We start from the raw sequence: 18,782 nt of genomic DNA, 5'->3' as shown, positions 1-18,782 counted from the left end.
TTGGCCTTGGCAGCGCTCACGGCAACCAAGGCTTTAGGCGCGCTATGATAAGCTAGCTGGACACGAAGATAAAGAAAAACGCCGCCATAAGCGGACTTTTGTCCTATCTTTTCTAATCACGCCTAAAACTAGCGCCTGCATCTGTCATTCGCTCTTCATCTTGCTGTAAACTAAAGAACATCTTAATCGATTAAGGGCCTTCTAGTGGATTTAGCAAGCAGCACTCAGGGTAAACGTTATTTAATGTATATATCGCAAAATTACTCCTATGCAATTTTGCGCCCATTGCAAAAACAAATTCTTGCTCATGGCGGAGAAGTGAAGTGGTTTTTAGAAGGCTCCGAAGTAAACCCTGACTTTTTAGCCGAGGATGAACAGCGTCTCCATAGCATTGACGAAATAAAAGCCTGGGATCCACACGCCACGTTTGCACCTGCGAATATTTTGCCCACTTTTTTCCCCGGTAAAAAAGTGGCTGTATTCCATGGATTTGATGCTGGCAAACTTAACAGCCGTGGTAAAAATGATCATTTCACTATTCGCGGTTGCTTTGACCTCTATTGTACTCAGGGTCCCAACACCACAGGCCCATTTACCGAGCAAGCTAAAGAGATGGGGTTTTTCCGTGTCAGGGAAACAGGTTGGACAATGCTTGATTCATTATTTTCAACCATCTCTGACAACCCATATGTCTCGGCTACGGATACACGCCCAACGCTGTTAATCTGCTCCACATTTTCCAAACGCCTGTCTCTTGCGCCAGTGTTAATTAAACAAGTCAAACAGCTGAGAGACAGTGGCAAATACCGTATTTTGGTGCAATTCCATCCCAAGATGGCGACAGAGATAGTCGACCAATACAAGGCGATGCAGGATGAGAATCTCACCTTTGTTGAGACCGACAACGTTATTCCATTGCTGCAAGCTGCTGACGTCATGCTCTGTGACACATCTTCGATTTTATTGATGTTTTTATTATTGCGCCGCCCAGTGGTGACCTTTAATAACCAGGCTCCGGGGCCACATTTGCTTAATATCACCGAAGCGGATCAGGTGGATGATGCCATTGCCGAAGCGCTTAATCAGCCACCCGAGCTTATGGCCAATATCGAGGCCTTTTGCCAACAACTGCACCCCTATCAGGATGGGCAATCCAGTGTCAGAGTGCTGGCGGCCACCAACGACCTGATCGACTCAGACGGCAAGGAGCTCAAACGCAAACCACTTAATCTGCTACGCCAGTTTAAAATGCGTAAGAAGTTATCCTATTGGCGCTGGTAACGGCGCTTAATCGCAACCCCCTGTTTTGCTCAGACGCTCGTGATAAGCTAAGCGCAGCGAACAAGAAGATATAACGGCGCCAATGATAGACATAGATAAGTTGTGGTTTTCCTGGCAGGGTCATACCGGCCAACCCACCTTGAGCATAGACGCTCTGCATATTGCCAAGGGAGAACATCTGTTTTTACACGGCCCCAGCGGCAGCGGTAAATCCACCCTGTTGTCCTTGCTGGCCGGGATTCAAACACCGCAGCGCGGCAGCATCAGGCTTAACGGTACCGCCATCGAGACCTTGAGTAGCGCCCAGCGCGATCAATTTCGCGCCGACCACCTGGGCTACATCTTCCAAAGTTTTAATTTACTCCCCTATTTAAGCCCAATTGAAAACGTGACCCTGGCCTGCGCCTTTTCCAAATTACGCAAGCAACGGGCTCTGGCTCATCAAGCGTCACTTAACGAGGTCGCCCACTCCTTGCTTACCCAGCTGGGATTAGCACCGCAGTTTCATCAACAGCCAGTCAATACCCTGAGCATAGGTCAGCAACAAAGGGTGGCCGCTGCCCGCGCGGTGATCGGCGACCCGGAAATCATCATTGCCGATGAGCCCACCTCGGCGTTGGATGAAGCCAATCGCCAGGCCTTTATCGAGTTACTGTTTGCGCAAACGGATAAAACCGGTGCCACCGTGGTGTTTGTTAGCCACGAGCAAAGCCTGGCACCATTGTTCTCCAAGGTGGTGCACTTGGATGACTTGCAAGGAGCAGCCGATGATCTTGCTTAAATTAGCCAGTAAAAGCCTGCTCAATCGCCGCGCCAGCGTGCTGTTAAGCCTGCTGACCATAGCCATTAGCGTAATGCTGCTGCTCACCATAGAAAGAGTGCGTATGCAGGCCAAGGAAAGCTTTGCCGCCACAGTGTCGGGCACGGATTTGATCGTCGGTGCCCGTACCGGCGATATTCAATTACTGCTCGCCTCGGTATTTCACATCGGCCATATGAATAATGGCGTGAGCTGGCAAAGCTATAAGGATATCAGCCGCAAAAAGGGCATTAAATGGGCGCTGCCACTGTCTTTGGGCGATACCCACAAGGGCTATGCGGTGCTTGGTACCACCGGCGATTACTTTAGCCACTTTCAATATGGCAAAAAGCAGCACCTTAGCTTTAGCAGCGGCGCTCCCTTTGCAGAGGACAACGAAGTGGTGCTTGGCGCCGAAGTGGCCAAACGCTTGGGCTATGGCTTGGGTGATAATATTGTCGTCGCCCATGGCATGGGTAAAACCAGTTTTCATCACCATGATGACAAACCACTGGTTGTGGTAGGCATTCTCGCCGCCACCGGCACCCCGGTGGACAAAACCCTGCATGTCCCTTTGATTGCCATCGCGCAATTACACGGTGCACAGGCGCATCATGAAGATGAAGAACAACATAACCATAACGAGCCCCATGCTGCCGACTTAATCGGTGAGCCCAAACAGATCAGCGCCTTTTTACTGGGTTTTGACAGCCCCCTCTATACCCTGCAGGTCCGCCGCAATATTAATAACTACAAAGGCGAACCCCTGATGGCCATTATGCCCGGGGTCACCTTGCGAGAGTTATGGGGCATGTTGGCCATGGTCGAAAAGCTGTTGCTATTATTCTCTATCGTGGTGCTGCTGGTCAGCCTGCTGGGCATGCTCACCACCTTGCTGGCCAACCTGTCGCAACGACGCCGTGAGCTAGCTATTTTGCGCTCGGTGGGCGCTAAACCCTGGCATATATTCTCCTTGATGAGCATGGAGTCCCTATTGATCAGCCTGCTGGGCACCAGCTTCGGGGTCGCCCTGTGTTATCTTTTGCTGACGCTGGCACAGCCACAATTACAGGCTCAGGCCGGTATCAATATCGATCTTCAAGGTATCTCAAGCTATGAACTTATGCTGATCGCCGTTATTATGGCGGCAGCCTGGATTGTCGGCTTAATCCCCGCAGTCCGTGCCTATTTTTATTCCCTGCATGATGGGATGAGTGTTAAGACCTAGGATTATTATGAGTCTATTTAATCGTTTTCTAGCCGTACTATTAACCTGTGTGAGCGTGGCCTCTTTCGCCAATGAACCGGTGGAAATTTTTTGGGAAGATTTAGTGCCCGAGGGGCATGTGACCGTCGATACCCGTAATTCCGCCGCCAGTCACGAAGGCGCCGACCAAAACTGGGTGCAACCGAATTTAGACGCTCCCGTGGTGCAAAAATACAATGGTAAAACAGTAAGTTTGCCAGGCTTTGTGGTACCCCTTGAGGGCGACAGCGAGGTGATCACCGAGTTTCTGCTGGTACCCTATTTCGGCGCCTGTATTCATGTGCCACCGCCGCCGCCAAATCAAATTGTACATGTCACCATAGCCGATGGCGTGCCTATCGAAAGCCTGTATGACGCCATAGTCGTGACCGGGGGGATGAGTGCTGAAAGCTGGAGCGGTGATATCGCCAAAACCGGCTATAAAATCAAAGGTATTGGCGTCGCGCCCTTTGAGCTATAAGGCAATTTTGCATTTTTGTAGGTCGGTGCTCTGCGCCGACATTTAAGCAAAGGTGCAGATTTGTCGGCCTGAAGGCCGACCTACAACGACATGGTAAAAATCATGCTCTATTGTCGGCCTTTCGGCAATGTGCTCCTGCATTGCTCTACTACCGCCATCCATGGCGGCAAACCCCGACCTACACATTCACCCACTAGCGCTGGCAGCGCTTGCAATACACGGTGCTGCGCCCACCCAGACGAATTTCCGTCAACTCACTTTGACACTCGACACAGGGCAGGCCCTTACGGCCATACACCAGTAATTGCTGAGCGAAGTAACCCGGTTTGCCATCACTTTGGGCAAAATCCTTCAGGGTTGTGCCACCTTGCTCAATGGCCGCGGCCAAGGTTTCCTTGATGATCGGCGTGAGCTTCTGATAGCGCGCCAGGCTTACCTTGCCGGCTTCACGCTTGGGGTTAATGCCGGCCTTAAACAGGGATTCGTTAGCATAGATATTGCCCACCCCGACCACCACGTGATTATCCATCAGAAACTGCTTAATAGGCTGCTTCTTATTACGCGACTTGGCAAATAACCAGTTGGCATCGAAATCATCGGTCAGCGGCTCGGGACCAAGTTTACTAAACACCGAATGCAGGCTGTCGAGCTCCTGCCACAAACAGGCGCCGAAACGACGGGAGTCGTTCAATCTCAAACTCAAGCCGTTGTCGAAATCAAATACCACATGGTCATGCTTTTTAAGCGGCTCATTAATAGGCACCACACGTAAATGACCGGACATGCCTAAGTGCAGGATCACCGCTCCTTCGTCGGTATGCAGCAACAGGTACTTGGCCCGCCTGCTCACGGACTCAATGATTTTTCCACCTAGTTCATAGACTTGCTCACTTACAGGCCAACGCAATTGGTTTTGGTGAATACTCACTTTAGTGATGGTGCGCCCTTCAACATGGGGAGCTATGCCTAAACGGCTAACCTCGACCTCTGGAAGTTCAGGCATACAAACTTATCCTTCTAATGGTAAAAATAGCTGTTGCGCTTGGACCTAACTGCCAAGCTTATGGTGCATCCAGCAAAAATAATGAGCCCAGTGTAACCAAAAAGTCGCCCTCAATCAGCCCATTTGCCGCTACCCCAGAGCGGTTAATTATTGTTACAATAGGGGCAAAGTATTTTGGAGAGTCACAATGGCCATGTATGTAGTGGGACACAAGATCCCTGATTCTGATTCTATCTGCGGTGCAATTGCACTGGCATACCTTAAAAACCAGATCGGTGAAGAAGCGATCCCAACCCGTTTAGGCGAGTTATCACCAGAAACGCAATTTATCCTTGACCGTTTCGGCTTCGAAGCCCCAGAGCTTAAAATGAGCTATGCCGGTGAAGATGTGTATATCGTTGACCACACCGAAAAAACTCAGGCTCCCGATGATATCGATCAGGCCCGCGTAGTAGGCGTAGTCGACCACCATAAACTTGGCGATCTGACTACCTCAACTCCGCTTGAGTGCTGGATCCGCCCGGTAGGTTGTTCAAACACCATTATCAAAATGATGTATGACTTCTACAATGTGGAAATCCCTCAGGGCATCGCTGGCTTGATGATGTGCGCCATCCTGAGCGACACCGTCATTTTCAAATCACCAACCTGTACTACGGCCGATATCAAATGCGTTGAAGCCCTGGCAGAAATCGCTGGCATCGACGACCCGAAAGAGCTGGGCATGGAAATGTTCAAGGTAAAATCTGCCGTTGAAGGCACGCCGGCACGCGACCTGGTTATGCGTGACTTCAAAGACTTCAACATGAACGGTAACCTGGTTGGCATCGGCCAACTGGAAGTGATCGACCTGTCTGTATTTGACGATATCAAGGCCGACTTGGAAGCAGATATCGCCAAGCTGAAAGAAGAAGGCAACCGCCACAGCGTATTACTACTGTTAACCGACATCATGAAGGAAGGTTCGCAAATGCTGATCGCCTCTGATGATGAAGGCATAGTAGCCAAAGCCTATGGCGCTGAGATTGCAGACTCGAAGGTATGGCTTGATGGCGTACTGAGCCGTAAAAAGCAGGTTGTACCGCCACTGCAAGACGCATTCGCAGGCTAAAGCGACCTACTAACATAAAAAGCCAAGCACCTCGCTTGGCTTTTTTATTTCCCACAACAAGCGCAATCCGGATTTTTAACCAGTTTAAAGGTTTTTTGCCCCAAAGTCTGGGCATTATAACTGTGCAGCGTCCCCGCCTCACCGGAGCCCAAGATAGCCTGAATGGCCAACAAGGCCTGCTGTGCGCCAATAATGCCAAGCAAGGGCGCTATCACTCCTTGGGTAGCGCAATTAGCGCTGGGGTTATCAAGACGCTCGGGAAACACGCATTCATAGCAAGGCGATGACGAAGAGCGAAGATCAAAATAGGCCAGATGGGCGCTAAAGCCCGTCGCCGCTGCACTCACCAATGGCTTATCAAGGGCGTAACAAGCGCGGTTAAGCGCATAACGGGTGGCAAAATTATCGCTGCAGTCCAGCACCAGATCGCAGTCACGAATATGCTCGGCGAGATTGTCGGCATCGGCGCGCTTAACCAGCGCCTCGATGGCAATCTCATTGTTTAGACTCGCCAGTACCTTGGCCGCGGCCTTAGCCTTGGGCTGCCCCAGGTGGTTAACCTTAAACAGCACCTGACGCTGCAGATTACTGAGTTCCACCAGATCATCATCCATCAATCGCAGCCGCCCCACACCGCTGCTGGCCAGATACATCAGCGCCGGGCTGCCCAAACCGCCACAGCCGACCACCAGCACGGTGGCGTTTTTCAGACGCAACTGGGCATCAATACCAAAACCATCCAGCATTAATTGCCGAGAGTAGCGGATTTGCTCCTTGGCACTTAACTCTTTTGTGCTCACTCACGCTCTCCGGCGATCGCTTGCTGTAACTCGGCAATGGCCGCTTGCGGGTCGGCCGCTTCGGTAATGGCGCGCACCACGGCAATGCCGCCCACTCCGGTTTCCACCACCTCGTCCATGCGCATCAGATCAATACCACCAATGGCCACGCAGGGATAATGCGGCTGCATCAAGGGCACAAAATGGCGCAGCTTTTCCAGGCCTTGGATTTGTCCGCTCATGTCCTTAGTAGTCGTCGGATAGATGGCGCCAAAGGCCATATAGCTGGGACGATAATTGTGCGCCAGCAGCATTTCATAAAACCCATGGGTGGATAAGCCCAACCGCATGCCGGCATCCTGAATGGCCTTAAGGTTGGCGGTGTGTAGGTCTTCCTGGCCCAGGTGTACCCCATAGGCACCGTGCTTCAGCGCCAGCTGCCAGTGGTCATTAATAAACACCTGAGCCTTATGGGTTTTTCCTAACTCAATGGCGCGGAGAATATCCTGCTCCAAATTGCTGGCCTCGGCGTCTTTAATGCGTAGCTGCACTGTTTTCATGCCGTTTTGCAAACACAGCGCTAACCAATCCAGGGAATCAACCACGGCATACAGACCAAGACGCTCGGGACAAGGGGCAAAGCCGGCGGCATAATTAAAATCGCTGACACAATCAAAATCCAGGGCATCGCCCAGCCAGGTGCCCGGTTCAATTACCTGGGGAAAGTCGGCCAAATTTTCCGGGAACTGGGTGTGCGCAACCGGGCCCACACCCTCGCCATAACGTTTTGCTTCCTTTAACCCGGCATTGATATAGGCCTTGCCAAGAATAAAGGCATCTTTTAGGGGGTAGCCCTTGGCCAGACAGGATGCCAGCACCGAGGACAGAGTACAGCCGGTGCCATGGGTATGAGGCGTAGCCACGCTCTCATTTCCCAGCCAGTATTCCTGCTCGCCATGGCGGCAAAAATCAACGCAGTAACCTTGCGGATAATCCCAGTGGCCACCTTTAATAATCACAGCTTTGGCGCCCCACTGCTGCAGGCGCTTGGCGGCGTCACGCAGGGCATCCGGACCTATCAGGTACACCCCGGTAAGCAATTGCGTTTCGTACACATTGGGGGTGATCACATCCACCAGCGGCAACAAATGCGTTTTAATGGCGTCGGCAATCTCGCTTTGCGCGTCTTCCTCTATCAGGCTATCGCCGCTGCTGGCAATGGCCACCGGGTCGTAAACAACCTGAGGCGGTGTTTCCCAGTTGTCGCGATAATACTGTAAGTGCTCGGCAACCAACTGAATTTGCTGGACATTGGCAAGCATGCCTATTTTTATCGCTTGGGGTCTCAGGTCATGGGCCAGGGCCTGCAACTGGGATTCGATAACCGTCAAATCCACCGGATTCAATGCCTCAACGGCAAGGCTATTTTGCGCCGTCAGCGCCGTGATTACGCTGCAACCATGTACGCCAAAGCTGCGCATGGCCTGTAAATCCGCTTGAATACCGGCGCCGCCACCACTATCCGAGCCGGCAATTGTCCAAACTATTTCGCTCATACTGCTCTCACTCGTTAAACTGGTGCCATACTGGCATACCCAGGGTCGGTGTTGAAGGCACGGCGGTGGATTTTACCGCCATAGGTCCGGCCAAATAGCTTTGTCGACCGGCCAAGGTGGCATTGGCAAAGGCCTTAGCCATCAAGACCGGAGCATTGGCACCGGCGATGGCTGAGTTTAACAGCACCGCATCGGCACCCAGCTCCATGGCCTGACAGGCATGGGACGGCACACCCAGCCCGGCATCGACAATCAAGGTGACATGGGGCAGGCGCTCGCGAATACTTTGCAACGCATAAGGGTTAAGAATGCCCTTGCCTGTGCCTATGGGCGCCGCCCAGGGCATGATCACCTCACAACCCAAAGCGGCCAGGCGCTGGCAAATCACCAGGTCGTCGGTGCAATAGGGTAAGACCTTAAAGCCATGGGCCAGCAATTGCTCGGCGGCCTCAAGCAAGGCCACAGGATCCGGCTGCAGGTTATAGTCATCGCCTATAAGTTCAAGCTTGATCCAATCGGTGGCGAAGACCTCACGGCACATCTGCGCCAGGGTCATAACCTCCTGCACACTGTGACAGCCGGCGGTATTGGGCAGCACGGTCAAGCCAGTGTCTTTAATAAGCTGCCAAAAATCATCGCCTGCGGCCTGAGAATTTTGTCGTCTAAGGGATACGGTGACGATTTCGCTCTCACTGGCGAGGATCGCCTCCTGCATACACTTGGGCGATGGATAAAGCGCCGAACCGATCAGCAGGCGACTGTTAAATTCCTGACCGTAAATACTAAGTGTATCCCTCATCTAACCCCCTTGTATTGGCGCGAGGATGTCGAGCCGGTCGCCGTCTTGCAGCACCAGCTGCGGATATTGCCCCTGAGCCACAAATTGGCCGTTGACGGCCAAGGCAAAGGGAGGCGTGGCACCAAAGCTAGCCAGGACCTGCTCTGCGCTGGCCTGCTCTGGCACCTCAAAGGCGCTGTCATTAATAAAAATCTGCATAATTCATTACCTTAAAATGCGGTATTAAACTCGGTCAGGGCCGAGCGCACCACGGCGGGAGCCAGCATATAACCATGACGGTACAGGCCATTGATACTGATCACCCTACCCTGACGACTGACGCTGGGGCGGTTATCCATCAATGCCGGGCGTAAGCCCACCTGCAAGGCCTCAATATGGGCCTCGGCAAAACCACTGTGTACGCTAAAGGCGGCACTCAATAGCTCCAAACCACTGCGCACCGTGACTGGGCGCTGATCCTGAGACTCGATTTCCGTGGCACCTATGACATAGCGATTGCCCGGTTTCGGAGCAATATAAATGGGGTAGCGCGGATGCATCAGGCGCACCGGGCGCTGCAGGAAAACCTCGGGAGCCACTACCCGAGCCACCTCGCCGCGCACACCACGCAAGGGCAGCTCGCCCTTGGCGCCCATACCGCGACAATCAAGCACCGCCAGATAGTCCTGCTGGGCCAACTCCTGAGGCTGTACCTGGGTGTGAAAGTGAAATCGCACCCCGGCATTTTTTAAGCGCGCATAGCTATGGTGGAAAAATCCGAGGTTATCCAGCTGTCCCTCACTGGGCAGGTAAAGCCCGCCGCCAAAACGCCCGGCCAGCTCCGGCTCTAATTGACGCAGGCGCGCCGCGCTTAACTGCTCCGGCGCATAACCAGCCAAGGGCTTAAGCTGCTTTTGAAAATGCGCCATGGCCCCTTGATCCTGCGGGTGGGCGACAACCACAGTGCCTTGCCGCTGAAAATGCACCTGAGTGTCGAGCAGCGCCAGCAATTGCGGCCATATCGCCAGAGACTCCAGCCCCAGCTCGGCCAAATCCTGCTCGCACAGCACCGACTCTGCCAAGGGCGCCAGCATGGCAGCGGCCACCGGACCGGCACTGCCGCTTCCTTCGGCGTCGCCACTGTCGAAGACTTCGAGCCGGTAATGCTTGGCCAGCAAGAGTGCGGCCACCCGACCGCACAAGCCAAAGCCCACTATGGCTATTTTTTTACCCATTAGTAGGCCTTGTGATACAGCTCGCTGCCGGCGGCCTTAAACTCCGCCGACTTAGCCTTCATTTCAGACTCCACATCGACCATGCGAATGCTGATCTCCTCGCCCAAATTATTCGGGTCTATGCCCTTGGCTTCTAAGTCCTTGGCATAGTCACGCACTTCCTGGGTGATCTTCATGGAGCAGAATTTTGGTCCGCACATGGAGCAAAAGTGCGCCACCTTGCCGGATTCCTGCGGCAGGGTTTCATCGTGATATTCACGGGCACGATCCGGGTCTAGGCCCAGGTTGAATTGATCCAACCAGCGGAACTCAAAGCGCGCCTTAGACAAGGCGTTATCGCGTTCTTGGGCGCCAGGATGCCCCTTGGCCAAGTCCGCCGCGTGGGCGGCTATCTTGTAAGTGATCAAACCTTCTTTTACGTCTTCCTTATTGGGCAGGCCCAGATGCTCTTTTGGCGTCACGTAGCAAAGCATGGCACAGCCGTACCAGGCGATTTGCGCCGCACCGATACCCGAGGTGAAATGGTCATAACCTGGGGCGATATCCGTGGTCAGCGGCCCCAAAGTATAGAATGGCGCCTCGCCACAATGTTCCAGCTGCTCGTCCATATTGGCCTTGATCATATGCATGGGTACATGACCCGGGCCCTCAATAAACACCTGCACATCGTGCTTCCAGGCAATTTTTGTCAGCTCGCCCAGAGTGCGCAACTCGCTAAATTGAGCTTCGTCATTGGCATCAGCGATCGAGCCTGGACGCAGACCATCGCCCAGGGAGAAGCAAATATCGTACTGCTTGAGGATTTCACAGATCTCTTCGAAGTGGGTGTAGAGGAAGTTTTCCTTATGATGCGCCAGACACCATTTAGCCATAATAGAGCCACCGCGCGAGACGATGCCGGTTACCCGCTTGGCGGTCATGGGCACATAACGCAGCAGCACACCGGCATGAATAGTGAAGTAATCCACCCCCTGCTCCGCTTGCTCAATTAGGGTATCGCGAAAGATTTCCCAGGTCAGGTCCTCGGCCACGCCGTTGACCTTCTCCAGCGCCTGATAAATGGGCACTGTGCCCACAGGTACCGGTGAGTTACGAATCACCCATTCACGGGTTTCGTGAATATAACGGCCGGTTGATAGATCCATTATGGTGTCGGCGCCCCAGCGCGTCGACCATACGGTTTTTTCTACCTCTTCCTCGATGGACGAAGTCACCGAGGAGTTACCTATATTGGCGTTGACCTTGACCAGGAAGTTACGGCCGATGATCATCGGCTCGGATTCTGGGTGGTTTATATTGTTAGGGATCACCGCGCGGCCACGGGCAACCTCGTCGCGAACAAACTCAGGCGTAATAAAATCAGGGATGCTGGCACCAAAAGACTGGCCCGGGTGCTGATCCTTAAGTAACTGCTCACGTACCTCGGCACGACCCATGTTTTCGCGAATGGCGATGTATTCCATTTCAGGGGTAATTATGCCCTGACGCGCATAATGCATTTGCGTCACGTTTTGACCCGCTTTGGCACGGCGGATCTGGGGCAAGTGCTCAAAGCGAATATGATCCAGGCCTTCATCGGCCATACGTTGCTGGGCAAACTGTGAACTTTTGCTCTCTAGCAACTCGGTGTCGTCACGCCCTTCTATCCAGGCCTGACGAAACTTAGGTAGACCCTTGCGTACATTGAGCTCAAAGTCGGGATCCGTGTATGGGCCCGAGGTGTCGTAGACGCGAATAGGGGCATTTTTTTCATAGATGGGGCTATCTTCGGTGCCACCGACAAAGCTGTCGCTTAAGGCTATTTCCCGCATGCCCACGCGCACGCCGGGCAAGGTACCTTCAACATAGACTTTTTGCGAATTAGGAAAGGGTTGACCGGTAAGGTTATGAATATAGTGCGACGCCGCTTCGCGGTTTTGACGACGGCTAGGTTTGTTCGATTCTGACATGACGCTTCTCATTAATTGGTTGAGTGTGTCTTGTCTGGAGGTGCAAAGACCTTGCTGGTCTGTGCCTTTGGTCCGTGCGCGTACGCGCCGCTTAGGCTGGGCCGAACTTGTGCCAAGTTAGCACAAGCGTGCCGAGGCAAGCTTGTTCCCTACGCAGGTATGAGCCTGATCAGGTTAACGGATCCCGCAATTGCGATCTCAGCCCCTTGATACCTAATGGTAAGTTAGGGCACTCCGACAAGTGTTCGTGGCGCAGTCTAGCCTAGAAACTCACTGCTGCGCAAGCCAGCGGTCGAGATGATTGGCAAATTGTTGTTTATCCTGGGCGCTCAGCGGCGCCTGGCCACCGGTTTGAATGCCGCTGCTGCGCAGGGTATCCATAAAGTCGCGCATATTCAGGCGTGACTTGATGTTTTCCTTGGTATAGAGCTCGCCGCGGGTATTCAGTGCCAGTGCGCCCTTATCGATCACTTCCGAAGCGAGGGGAATATCACTGGTGATCACCAACTCACCGCTTTGCACCTGCTTCACAATTTCGTTATCGGCCACATCAAAGCCCGGCATCACCTGCTGCATGCGTAAATATTCCGAAGCCGGTAGGCGAATATACTGATTAGCAACAAATACCGTCTTGGTTTTGGTGCGCATAGCGGCGCGGCAGATTATCTCGCGAATGGCCACCGGGCAGGCATCGGCATCAACCCAAATACTCATAGTCTTCAATCTAGAAAGTGAAAACACCAGTATACGCGGGGTTAGACCGAAGAAAAACCGCTAAGGTGCGATTCAACGGCAATAACGGACGGCTTATCGAATTTAGTCGCGCTGCAAATTTAAGCGCTTACAATGGGCAAAAAAACGATACAGGAATGAATTGTTATGAAACCTGCACTGACGGTACTTAGCGCGGCGCTGATTGCGAACCTTGGCACCCAAGTCCATGCCCAAGAGGCACTCGAGTTTAGCGATGTCTTTGACTTTAAATACCCCAAAGCCACCGTGCTGGGTGAGCAAGGCAAGGTACTGGCCTTTAGTGCCGCCCCCTATCGCGGTGACGCCCAGGGTCTGGTGTATGACCTTGAGAGCAACACCTTGCTTGCCAGCGTTGAGCGCGGTACCCAGGCCAGCATCAATAAAAACAGCCAGTGGGCGGCATTTTTGCAAGTTCCTTCCCTGTTAGAGAAAGAAACCGCCGATAAAAAAGCCAAGAAAAAACTAAAAAACACACTCGTATTGGTCAATACCCAAAGCGGTGAGCAACAAGAGTTTGCTGCGGTGAAAGACTATCAAATCTCCGACGATGGTCGCTGGCTTGCCTATCGCCATGAGCAAGAAGAAAACAAAGCGAACGATAAAGGCGAAGAAACTGATGCACCAGCAAACGGTGCAGAAAGCTCAGGCAAAACCGAAGACGCCATTAAGGCCGATAAAAAAGACAAGGTCTTAGAGCTGGTTGTCGTGGACTTGAACTCGGGTGTCAGCAGCAGCCAGGACGCAGTGCTCAAATTCGCCTTTAGCCACACTGGCGCTGGCTTGCTGTTCAATACGCAAAGTAAAGACGGCAGCGAAAACGAGATCAGTTACCTGGACTTAAACAGCGGCCAACGCCATGTACTTATCGATGAGCCGGGTGTGACCTTAAGCACCATCGACTGGCATCCAATGCAAAACCTAGTGGCCTTTAATGTCGGCAACTATGTGAATGATGACCAGCGTCGCCGCGACTACCGCACCATGCTTTGGCATGTTGAGCAAAACAAATTACAGGACCTGGATAGCCAATGGCAGGCAGGTAAAAAGGGCACGCTAAGCTGGTCAGAAGACGGCGAGCGCTTGTATTTCACCGCCCGTCCTACCCTTGCCGCCAAGCCCAAAGAGCTAAAGTATCAAGACGCCGAGTCACTACATGATTACGACACCATTATGGCCCAGGCCAAGCTTAATCTATGGCACCATCAAGACGCTGAGATCAAACCTCGCGAAGAGCAACAATGGGGTGAAGAGAATAAGCACCGTCATTATCAGGCGGTATATCACCTTGATGGCAATAAGGTGGTGCAGCTCGCGGATGCCCAGGTTCCCGAGCTCAACCTGAATAAAAAGGCCGATCACCTGCTTGGTTACAACAATCAGGATTACCTGGCACAAATCACCTACAAGGGCTTCTATAGCGACTACTATGCGATCGATGTACTAACGGGTAACAAGCAACTGATTGTGGCCGAGCATCCCCATCGCCCCAGCCTGTCGCCCACGGGCAAGCATGCGGTCTTCTTTGATAAGGGCGTTTGGCAATTAAAAGACTTAGGCAGCAACAAGGTCCGCCCCCTAAGCAAGGCCATTAATGCCATCTTTGCCGATGATCAACACGACTACCCGTCTCCTGTCAGCGATTATGGTGTCGCCGGCTGGTACCGAGACGGCTCCAAGGTGTTAATTAACTCCAAGCATGATATTTGGGCGTTTGATACCCGCAGCGGGGAAGCCCAGGCACTGACCCAGGGCAAGGCCAACAACAAACAATATCGCGTAATTAACCTCGACAGTGACAAGCTCGGGTTTAATCCGGATGAAACTCTGCTGCTGCGCGTATTTGATTTAAAAGACAAGCAAGCGGGAGTGGCCCAGCTCAAGCTGGCGGATAAGTCTTTAGTAACCTTGCTCGACGGCGACGCTCGGTTTGATCTGGTGAAAAAAGCCAAACACGCGGAGAAGTATTTGTTTACCCAACAAAGCTACTCGCAATTTCCGGATTTTTGGCAAGCCGATAAAGACATGGCCAATGCCAAGCAGGTCACTGACCTAAACCCGCAAATCGATCAGTTTAAATGGGGCAAAAAACCCGAGCTAGTCAGCTATAAAGGCTATGATGGTGAAGATCTTCAGGGTGTACTGATCAAGCCGGCCGACTATGTCGAGGGCAAAAAAGTACCGGTAGTCATCTACTTCTATCGCTATATGAGTCAGCGTCGCTACGATTTCCCGAAGATGGAGCTGAATCACAGACCCAACTTCCCCATGTTTACCTCTAACGGTTATGCCATCTTCTTGCCGGATATTCGCTTTGAAGTAGGTCACCCGGGACCCTCGTCGACTAAAACCATGATCAACGCGGCGCAAAAGCTCATTGATATGGGCGTTGCCGACCCTGATGCCATCGGCTTGCAGGGCCACTCATGGGCGGGTTATCAAAGTGCCTTTATGGTTACGCAAACGGATATGTTTAAGGCCGTGGTATCTGGCGCCCCGGTATCGAACATGACCTCGGCCTACAGCGGCATACGTTTGAAATCGGGTCTGGCTCGCCAGTTCCAGTACGAAACGGGTCAAAGCCGTATCGGTAAGCCCTTGTATGAGGCTCCTGAGCTCTACATTGAAAACTCACCAGTGTTTTTCGCCGACAAGGTGAACACCCCTATTATGGTGATGTTTGGCAATGAAGACGGTGCCGTGCCTTGGCAAGAAGGCATTCAATATTACCTGGCGCTGCGCCGTGCCGGTAAGGATGTGATCTTATTGGAATACGAAGGCGAACCTCATCACCTCAAGCAATTCCCGAATCAGGTCGACTTCTCGATTCGCATGATGCAGTACTTTGACCACCACCTTAAAGGCAAAGCCGCACCACAGTGGATGCAAGAAGGCATTCCCTTTTACGAGGAATAAGAACGACAAAACATTGTAGGTCGGTGCTTCACGCCGACATCTAAACAATTTTGCATTTTTGTCGGCCTGAAGGCCGACCTACAACGACATGGTAAGAATCGTGCACATTTGTAGGTCGGTGCTCTGCGCCGACATCTAAGCAATTTTGCATTTTTGTCGACCTGAAGGCCGACCTACAACGACATGGTAAGAATCGCGTCCTATTGTCGGCCTGAAGGCCGGCCTACAGCTGTTTCGCGCGTTTAATGCCGGCTTCCAAAAACATGGCATAAGCTCGTTGTGCCAGCTCATCATCCTGAGGCTGATACCGCTTGGGAAAGGTTTCAACCAAGGTGGCAACATCGGTGCTTTGGTTGGCCTTAACATGAGCCACTATGGCCTCAAGCCAGGCCTTGGGCTTTGTTAGGTCAGGCGTTGCAAGGACACCGCCATGACCCGGCAGCACCTGAGTCACGGGCAAGTGTGATAACTCATCCAAGGCCATCAGCCAGGCCTGATAGTTGGCCTCACCCGGGTACGGCAAAGTATCAACCATATCGGCGCCAATCAGCAGCTTGTCGGCCTTTACCAGAACGGCAATATCACCTTGGGTGTGCGCAGCAAAAGGCAATAGCTCGACATTTAACTTGCCCAAATCAAGCTCGGTGGCCTGGGATATCACCTTATCGGGCGTTGAAAAGCGCAGCGATTGCCACTGCTTAAACCGCGCCTGGGCCCGGGCTATTTTTTCCCGCCAAACTTGTTGCTCCTGCTCCGGCAGCTTTTCCATACGCTGCTGACTCAAAGCGATACTTTTAACAAAGCCATCCAAACGCTCGTTTAACTGCTCATGGGCGAGGTGAAAATTCTCGCCAAGGGAGTGATGCACTATAAGCTGCGCATCGGGAAAATGCTTTTGTACCAAGGCTAACCCAAGCAGGTGATCATCATGGGCATGGGAAGCGAGCACATAACACAGGGGCACGCGCAGTTGCTTTTTCAGCTCACCAATAAACGCTTCCGTTTGCGTAAACTCCCCTGGGGCGTCCACCAGCAGCGCACACTGCTCTCCTTGGATCAGCGTCTGGTTGGAATCATAAAAGCGCAACTTAGCGGGCTGCTCAATAAATTCAACATGGTCACTGAGCGTTTGCCAATTTTGCTGGGCCTGGGTACCGGTCGCGACCACAGATAACATAAGGGCGCTGACGTATTGACGCATAAACGACTCTCCATAAAAAAGGCGCTCAAGGGCGCCTTAATCTTCTTGCTGCAAAGCAGCTTCTAGCTTGTCACACAAAGCATGTTGCTGTGCCGACAATTGATGCAACTGCGCCTTGGCCTCTAGCAGCTCATGAGACAAGGTCAGCGCTGCTAACAGCAAGGCCTTGTCATCATTGCGAATTGCCGAGCGCGTACGCATTTGCTCTACATTAGCATTTAAGTTTTCGGCCGCAGCGAGCAGTGCCTGCTCTTGCCCCTTGGGACAAGCAAACTGATGCTCTTTACCAAGCAGGTTTACCTTAACGCTGTGCCCTTTGTCACTCATTAGCTCGCCGCTTGCAGCTTCTCAAGTAATGAGCTCAATGTGGTGCTGGTTTCTTTTTGCTTTTCTTCGCTTTCAAGCACTTCAAGTTGCAAGGTTTCGTTTTCGTCTTGTAACTTGGCATTGCTTTCACGCAGCGCCGATACTTCTTGGCCTAGCTCTGCATTGCGGGCAATTAGTTTATCGACCAGTTGTTCGAGTTGGGAAAGGGTTTCTTGATTCATAAATGCGCTCTTTAAACTGTTGATTAGAGTGTGCAAATGTAAAGCAATCTGCCTAGGGATGCTAGGGGTTACAAGCGAATTCCTGTAAATTTTTCCAGTATTAACAGCGGGTTCATTTTCAACCGACCAAGGTTCAGCAAGCGTTTAACTTATCAGCGCGCTTTTTATACAAACAAGTCTTGGGCATGCTATTGGCCATCGTCGGCTGTTTATCGCTGACAATAAAGAGTAAAATGGCGGCGCAACTTTTTGGTCTGGATTATTTATGCTCAGTTATCGTCACTCCTTCCACGCCGGCAACCCGGCGGATGTCGTCAAACACCTGGTATTGGCTCAGTCGCTTAAGCACATGGTGAAAAAAGACAAGCCTTTTGATTATATCGATACCCATTCGGGTGCGGGCTTTTTTGCCCTCGACAACGCCGATATGCAAAAGACCAAGGAGTATGCCGATGGTATTGCCAAGCTTTGGGATTACCAGGGTGATGTTGAGGCATTAAGCGAATATGTAGCTTTAATTAAGAGCATGAATAATGGCGCGGCGTTAGCCCATTACCCCGGCTCGCCTAAGGTGGCCGAGCATTACCTGCGCAAGCAAGACAAGGGTTGGTTTTTTGAGTTGCACCCGCAGGATTTGGCCTTGCTTGAGAAAAACATGGCCGGCAAGCGCTCATTGCGAGTAAAAGGTGAAAACGGCTTTAGCGGTTTACTCGGCTTGGTGCCGCCTTTATCTCGTCGCGCCTGCGTACTGATGGACCCGCCTTACGAAATTAAAAGCGATTATGACAAAGCCGTCGACAGCCTTATTAAAGCTCATAAGCGCTTTAGCAGCGGCACCTATTTGCTTTGGTACCCTGTGGTGGATCGCGAGCGCATCGACCGTATCGAACAACGCCTTACCCAAAGCGGCATTAAGAATATTCAGCTGTTCGAACTGGCCACCAGTGCCGACACCGACACCCATGGCATGACCGCCTCCGGCATGATAGCCATCAACCCGCCTTACACCCTGATGCAGACCATGGAGCAAGTGCTGCCCGAGCTGGTCACCTTATTAAGCGACAGCAGCGGCTTTTACCGCGCCATACAATTGGTGGAAGAATAAGTTAGGCTTTTGTCGTAGGTCGGTGCTTCGCGCCGACATTTAAG

The 18,782-nt window shown here is 52.3% G+C and carries 18 protein-coding genes and 1 riboswitch; of the genes, 7 read left to right on the top strand and 11 right to left on the bottom strand.

The features are described 5' to 3' along the window. The first annotated feature begins 243 nt into the window (after nt 1-243). The 4 genes from C2M17_RS07295 to C2M17_RS07280 all read left to right on the top strand — a co-directional run bounded on the left by C2M17_RS07295 (nt 244) and on the right by C2M17_RS07280 (nt 3,807). Nucleotides 244-1,281 (top strand): CDP-glycerol glycerophosphotransferase family protein, encoded by a 1,038-nt coding sequence (locus tag C2M17_RS07295; protein WP_105200305.1) that lies wholly within the window; start codon nt 244-246, stop codon nt 1,279-1,281. An 82-nt stretch (nt 1,282-1,363) separates the two neighbouring features. Then, a complete protein-coding gene (locus C2M17_RS07290; RefSeq protein WP_105200169.1) occupies nt 1,364-2,062 on the top strand; it encodes an ABC transporter ATP-binding protein in 699 nt (232 codons plus the stop codon). After that, on the top strand, nt 2,049-3,308 hold the full coding sequence (locus tag C2M17_RS07285; RefSeq protein ID WP_105200168.1) for an ABC transporter permease: 1,260 nt from the start codon (nt 2,049-2,051) through the stop codon (nt 3,306-3,308). The genes C2M17_RS07290 and C2M17_RS07285 overlap by 14 nt, the downstream gene beginning before the upstream one ends. Before the next feature lie 7 nt (nt 3,309-3,315). Next, nucleotides 3,316-3,807, top strand: coding sequence for a DUF3299 domain-containing protein (locus C2M17_RS07280; protein WP_105200167.1), 492 nt, complete (start codon nt 3,316-3,318; stop codon nt 3,805-3,807). 193 nt (nt 3,808-4,000) lie between these two features. On the opposite strand, the gene mutM is transcribed toward C2M17_RS07280, so the two are convergent. Continuing rightward, nucleotides 4,001-4,810, bottom strand: a complete 810-nt coding sequence (gene mutM, locus C2M17_RS07275) for a bifunctional DNA-formamidopyrimidine glycosylase/DNA-(apurinic or apyrimidinic site) lyase (RefSeq protein ID WP_105200166.1) — start codon at nt 4,808-4,810, stop codon at nt 4,001-4,003. Nucleotides 4,811-4,997: 187 nt separating this feature from the next. Between mutM and C2M17_RS07270 the strand changes: the two genes are divergently transcribed. Then, nucleotides 4,998-5,921 carry a manganese-dependent inorganic pyrophosphatase gene (locus C2M17_RS07270; RefSeq protein ID WP_105200165.1) on the top strand — a complete coding sequence of 308 codons (924 nt, stop codon included), beginning with the start codon at nt 4,998-5,000 and terminating at the stop codon, nt 5,919-5,921. Between the two features lie 44 nt (nt 5,922-5,965). On the opposite strand, the gene C2M17_RS07265 is transcribed toward C2M17_RS07270, so the two are convergent. The 7 genes from C2M17_RS07265 to C2M17_RS07235 form a co-directional block, all read right to left on the bottom strand. Then, complete coding sequence (locus tag C2M17_RS07265; protein WP_267894411.1) at nt 5,966-6,721, bottom strand: HesA/MoeB/ThiF family protein; 756 nt, start codon at nt 6,719-6,721, stop codon at nt 5,966-5,968. Further along, a complete protein-coding gene (thiE, locus tag C2M17_RS07260) occupies nt 6,718-8,256 on the bottom strand; it encodes a thiamine phosphate synthase (RefSeq protein WP_105200164.1) in 1,539 nt (512 codons plus the stop codon). The genes C2M17_RS07265 and thiE overlap by 4 nt, the downstream gene beginning before the upstream one ends. A 7-nt stretch (nt 8,257-8,263) precedes the next feature. Next, entirely contained in the window at nt 8,264-9,055 is a 792-nt protein-coding gene (locus C2M17_RS07255; RefSeq protein ID WP_105200163.1) for a thiazole synthase, read from the bottom strand. Next, the gene (gene thiS / locus C2M17_RS07250) at nt 9,056-9,253 is read right to left on the bottom strand and encodes a sulfur carrier protein ThiS (protein WP_105200162.1); all 198 of its coding nucleotides are present in this window, start codon (nt 9,251-9,253) and stop codon (nt 9,056-9,058) included. 11 nt (nt 9,254-9,264) lie between these two features. Then, nucleotides 9,265-10,269 (bottom strand): FAD-dependent oxidoreductase, encoded by a 1,005-nt coding sequence (locus C2M17_RS07245; protein WP_105200161.1) that lies wholly within the window; start codon nt 10,267-10,269, stop codon nt 9,265-9,267. Beyond that, entirely contained in the window at nt 10,269-12,218 is a 1,950-nt protein-coding gene (thiC, locus tag C2M17_RS07240; protein ID WP_199776002.1) for a phosphomethylpyrimidine synthase ThiC, read from the bottom strand. The genes C2M17_RS07245 and thiC overlap by 1 nt, the downstream gene beginning before the upstream one ends. A 129-nt stretch (nt 12,219-12,347) precedes the next feature. Beyond that, nucleotides 12,348-12,465: riboswitch (TPP riboswitch) on the bottom strand. A gap of 23 nt (nt 12,466-12,488) precedes the next feature. After that, the gene (locus tag C2M17_RS07235; RefSeq protein WP_105187885.1) at nt 12,489-12,932 is read right to left on the bottom strand and encodes a YaiI/YqxD family protein; all 444 of its coding nucleotides are present in this window, start codon (nt 12,930-12,932) and stop codon (nt 12,489-12,491) included. Between the two features lie 165 nt (nt 12,933-13,097). Between C2M17_RS07235 and C2M17_RS07230 the strand changes: the two genes are divergently transcribed. Further along, a complete protein-coding gene (locus C2M17_RS07230) occupies nt 13,098-15,884 on the top strand; it encodes a S9 family peptidase (protein ID WP_105200159.1) in 2,787 nt (928 codons plus the stop codon). Nucleotides 15,885-16,107: 223 nt separating this feature from the next. Here C2M17_RS07230 and C2M17_RS07225 read toward each other — a convergent pair whose 3' ends face one another. From C2M17_RS07225 to zapB, 3 genes are read right to left on the bottom strand one after another with little or no spacing between them, the layout of a single operon-like run. Next, nucleotides 16,108-17,085 carry an MBL fold metallo-hydrolase gene (locus C2M17_RS07225; RefSeq protein ID WP_105200158.1) on the bottom strand — a complete coding sequence of 326 codons (978 nt, stop codon included), beginning with the start codon at nt 17,083-17,085 and terminating at the stop codon, nt 16,108-16,110. Nucleotides 17,086-17,121: 36 nt separating this feature from the next. Continuing rightward, a complete protein-coding gene (locus C2M17_RS07220) occupies nt 17,122-17,412 on the bottom strand; it encodes a cell division protein ZapA (protein ID WP_105200157.1) in 291 nt (96 codons plus the stop codon). After that, a complete protein-coding gene (gene zapB, locus C2M17_RS07215; protein ID WP_105200156.1) occupies nt 17,412-17,633 on the bottom strand; it encodes a cell division protein ZapB in 222 nt (73 codons plus the stop codon). Before zapB ends, C2M17_RS07220 begins: the two co-directional genes overlap by 1 nt. Before the next feature lie 265 nt (nt 17,634-17,898). Between zapB and C2M17_RS07210 the strand changes: the two genes are divergently transcribed. Then, nucleotides 17,899-18,738 (top strand): 23S rRNA (adenine(2030)-N(6))-methyltransferase RlmJ, encoded by an 840-nt coding sequence (locus C2M17_RS07210; protein WP_105200155.1) that lies wholly within the window; start codon nt 17,899-17,901, stop codon nt 18,736-18,738. Nucleotides 18,739-18,782 lie beyond the last annotated feature (44 nt).

The organism is Pseudoalteromonas sp. T1lg10, from assembly GCF_002964545.1.
Classification (GTDB): Bacteria; Pseudomonadota; Gammaproteobacteria; order Enterobacterales; family Alteromonadaceae; genus Pseudoalteromonas.
The sequence above is the reverse complement of the archived record's forward strand: the minus strand, read 5'-3'. Positions and strand labels throughout refer to the sequence as shown.

Bases quoted from the DNA above. Each gene is read 5' to 3' on its own strand.
- thiE (WP_105200164.1), bottom strand. From the start codon at position 8,256: ATGAGCGAAATAGTTTGGACAATTGCCGGCTCGGATAGTGGTGGCGGC.
- zapB (WP_105200156.1), bottom strand. From the start codon at position 17,633: ATGAATCAAGAAACCCTTTCCCAACTCGAACAACTGGTCGATAAACTA.
- C2M17_RS07285 (WP_105200168.1), top strand. From the start codon at position 2,049: ATGATCTTGCTTAAATTAGCCAGTAAAAGCCTGCTCAATCGCCGCGCC.
- mutM (WP_105200166.1), bottom strand. From the start codon at position 4,810: ATGCCTGAACTTCCAGAGGTCGAGGTTAGCCGTTTAGGCATAGCTCCC.
- C2M17_RS07270 (WP_105200165.1), top strand. From the start codon at position 4,998: ATGGCCATGTATGTAGTGGGACACAAGATCCCTGATTCTGATTCTATC.
- thiS (WP_105200162.1), bottom strand. From the start codon at position 9,253: ATGCAGATTTTTATTAATGACAGCGCCTTTGAGGTGCCAGAGCAGGCC.
- C2M17_RS07230 (WP_105200159.1), top strand. From the start codon at position 13,098: ATGAAACCTGCACTGACGGTACTTAGCGCGGCGCTGATTGCGAACCTT.
- C2M17_RS07235 (WP_105187885.1), bottom strand. From the start codon at position 12,932: ATGAGTATTTGGGTTGATGCCGATGCCTGCCCGGTGGCCATTCGCGAG.
- C2M17_RS07255 (WP_105200163.1), bottom strand. From the start codon at position 9,055: ATGAGGGATACACTTAGTATTTACGGTCAGGAATTTAACAGTCGCCTG.
- C2M17_RS07295 (WP_105200305.1), top strand. From the start codon at position 244: ATGTATATATCGCAAAATTACTCCTATGCAATTTTGCGCCCATTGCAA.
- C2M17_RS07245 (WP_105200161.1), bottom strand. From the start codon at position 10,269: ATGGGTAAAAAAATAGCCATAGTGGGCTTTGGCTTGTGCGGTCGGGTG.
- C2M17_RS07210 (WP_105200155.1), top strand. From the start codon at position 17,899: ATGCTCAGTTATCGTCACTCCTTCCACGCCGGCAACCCGGCGGATGTC.
- thiC (WP_199776002.1), bottom strand. From the start codon at position 12,218: ATGTCAGAATCGAACAAACCTAGCCGTCGTCAAAACCGCGAAGCGGCG.
- C2M17_RS07280 (WP_105200167.1), top strand. From the start codon at position 3,316: ATGAGTCTATTTAATCGTTTTCTAGCCGTACTATTAACCTGTGTGAGC.
- C2M17_RS07220 (WP_105200157.1), bottom strand. From the start codon at position 17,412: ATGAGTGACAAAGGGCACAGCGTTAAGGTAAACCTGCTTGGTAAAGAG.
- C2M17_RS07290 (WP_105200169.1), top strand. From the start codon at position 1,364: ATGATAGACATAGATAAGTTGTGGTTTTCCTGGCAGGGTCATACCGGC.
- C2M17_RS07225 (WP_105200158.1), bottom strand. From the start codon at position 17,085: ATGCGTCAATACGTCAGCGCCCTTATGTTATCTGTGGTCGCGACCGGT.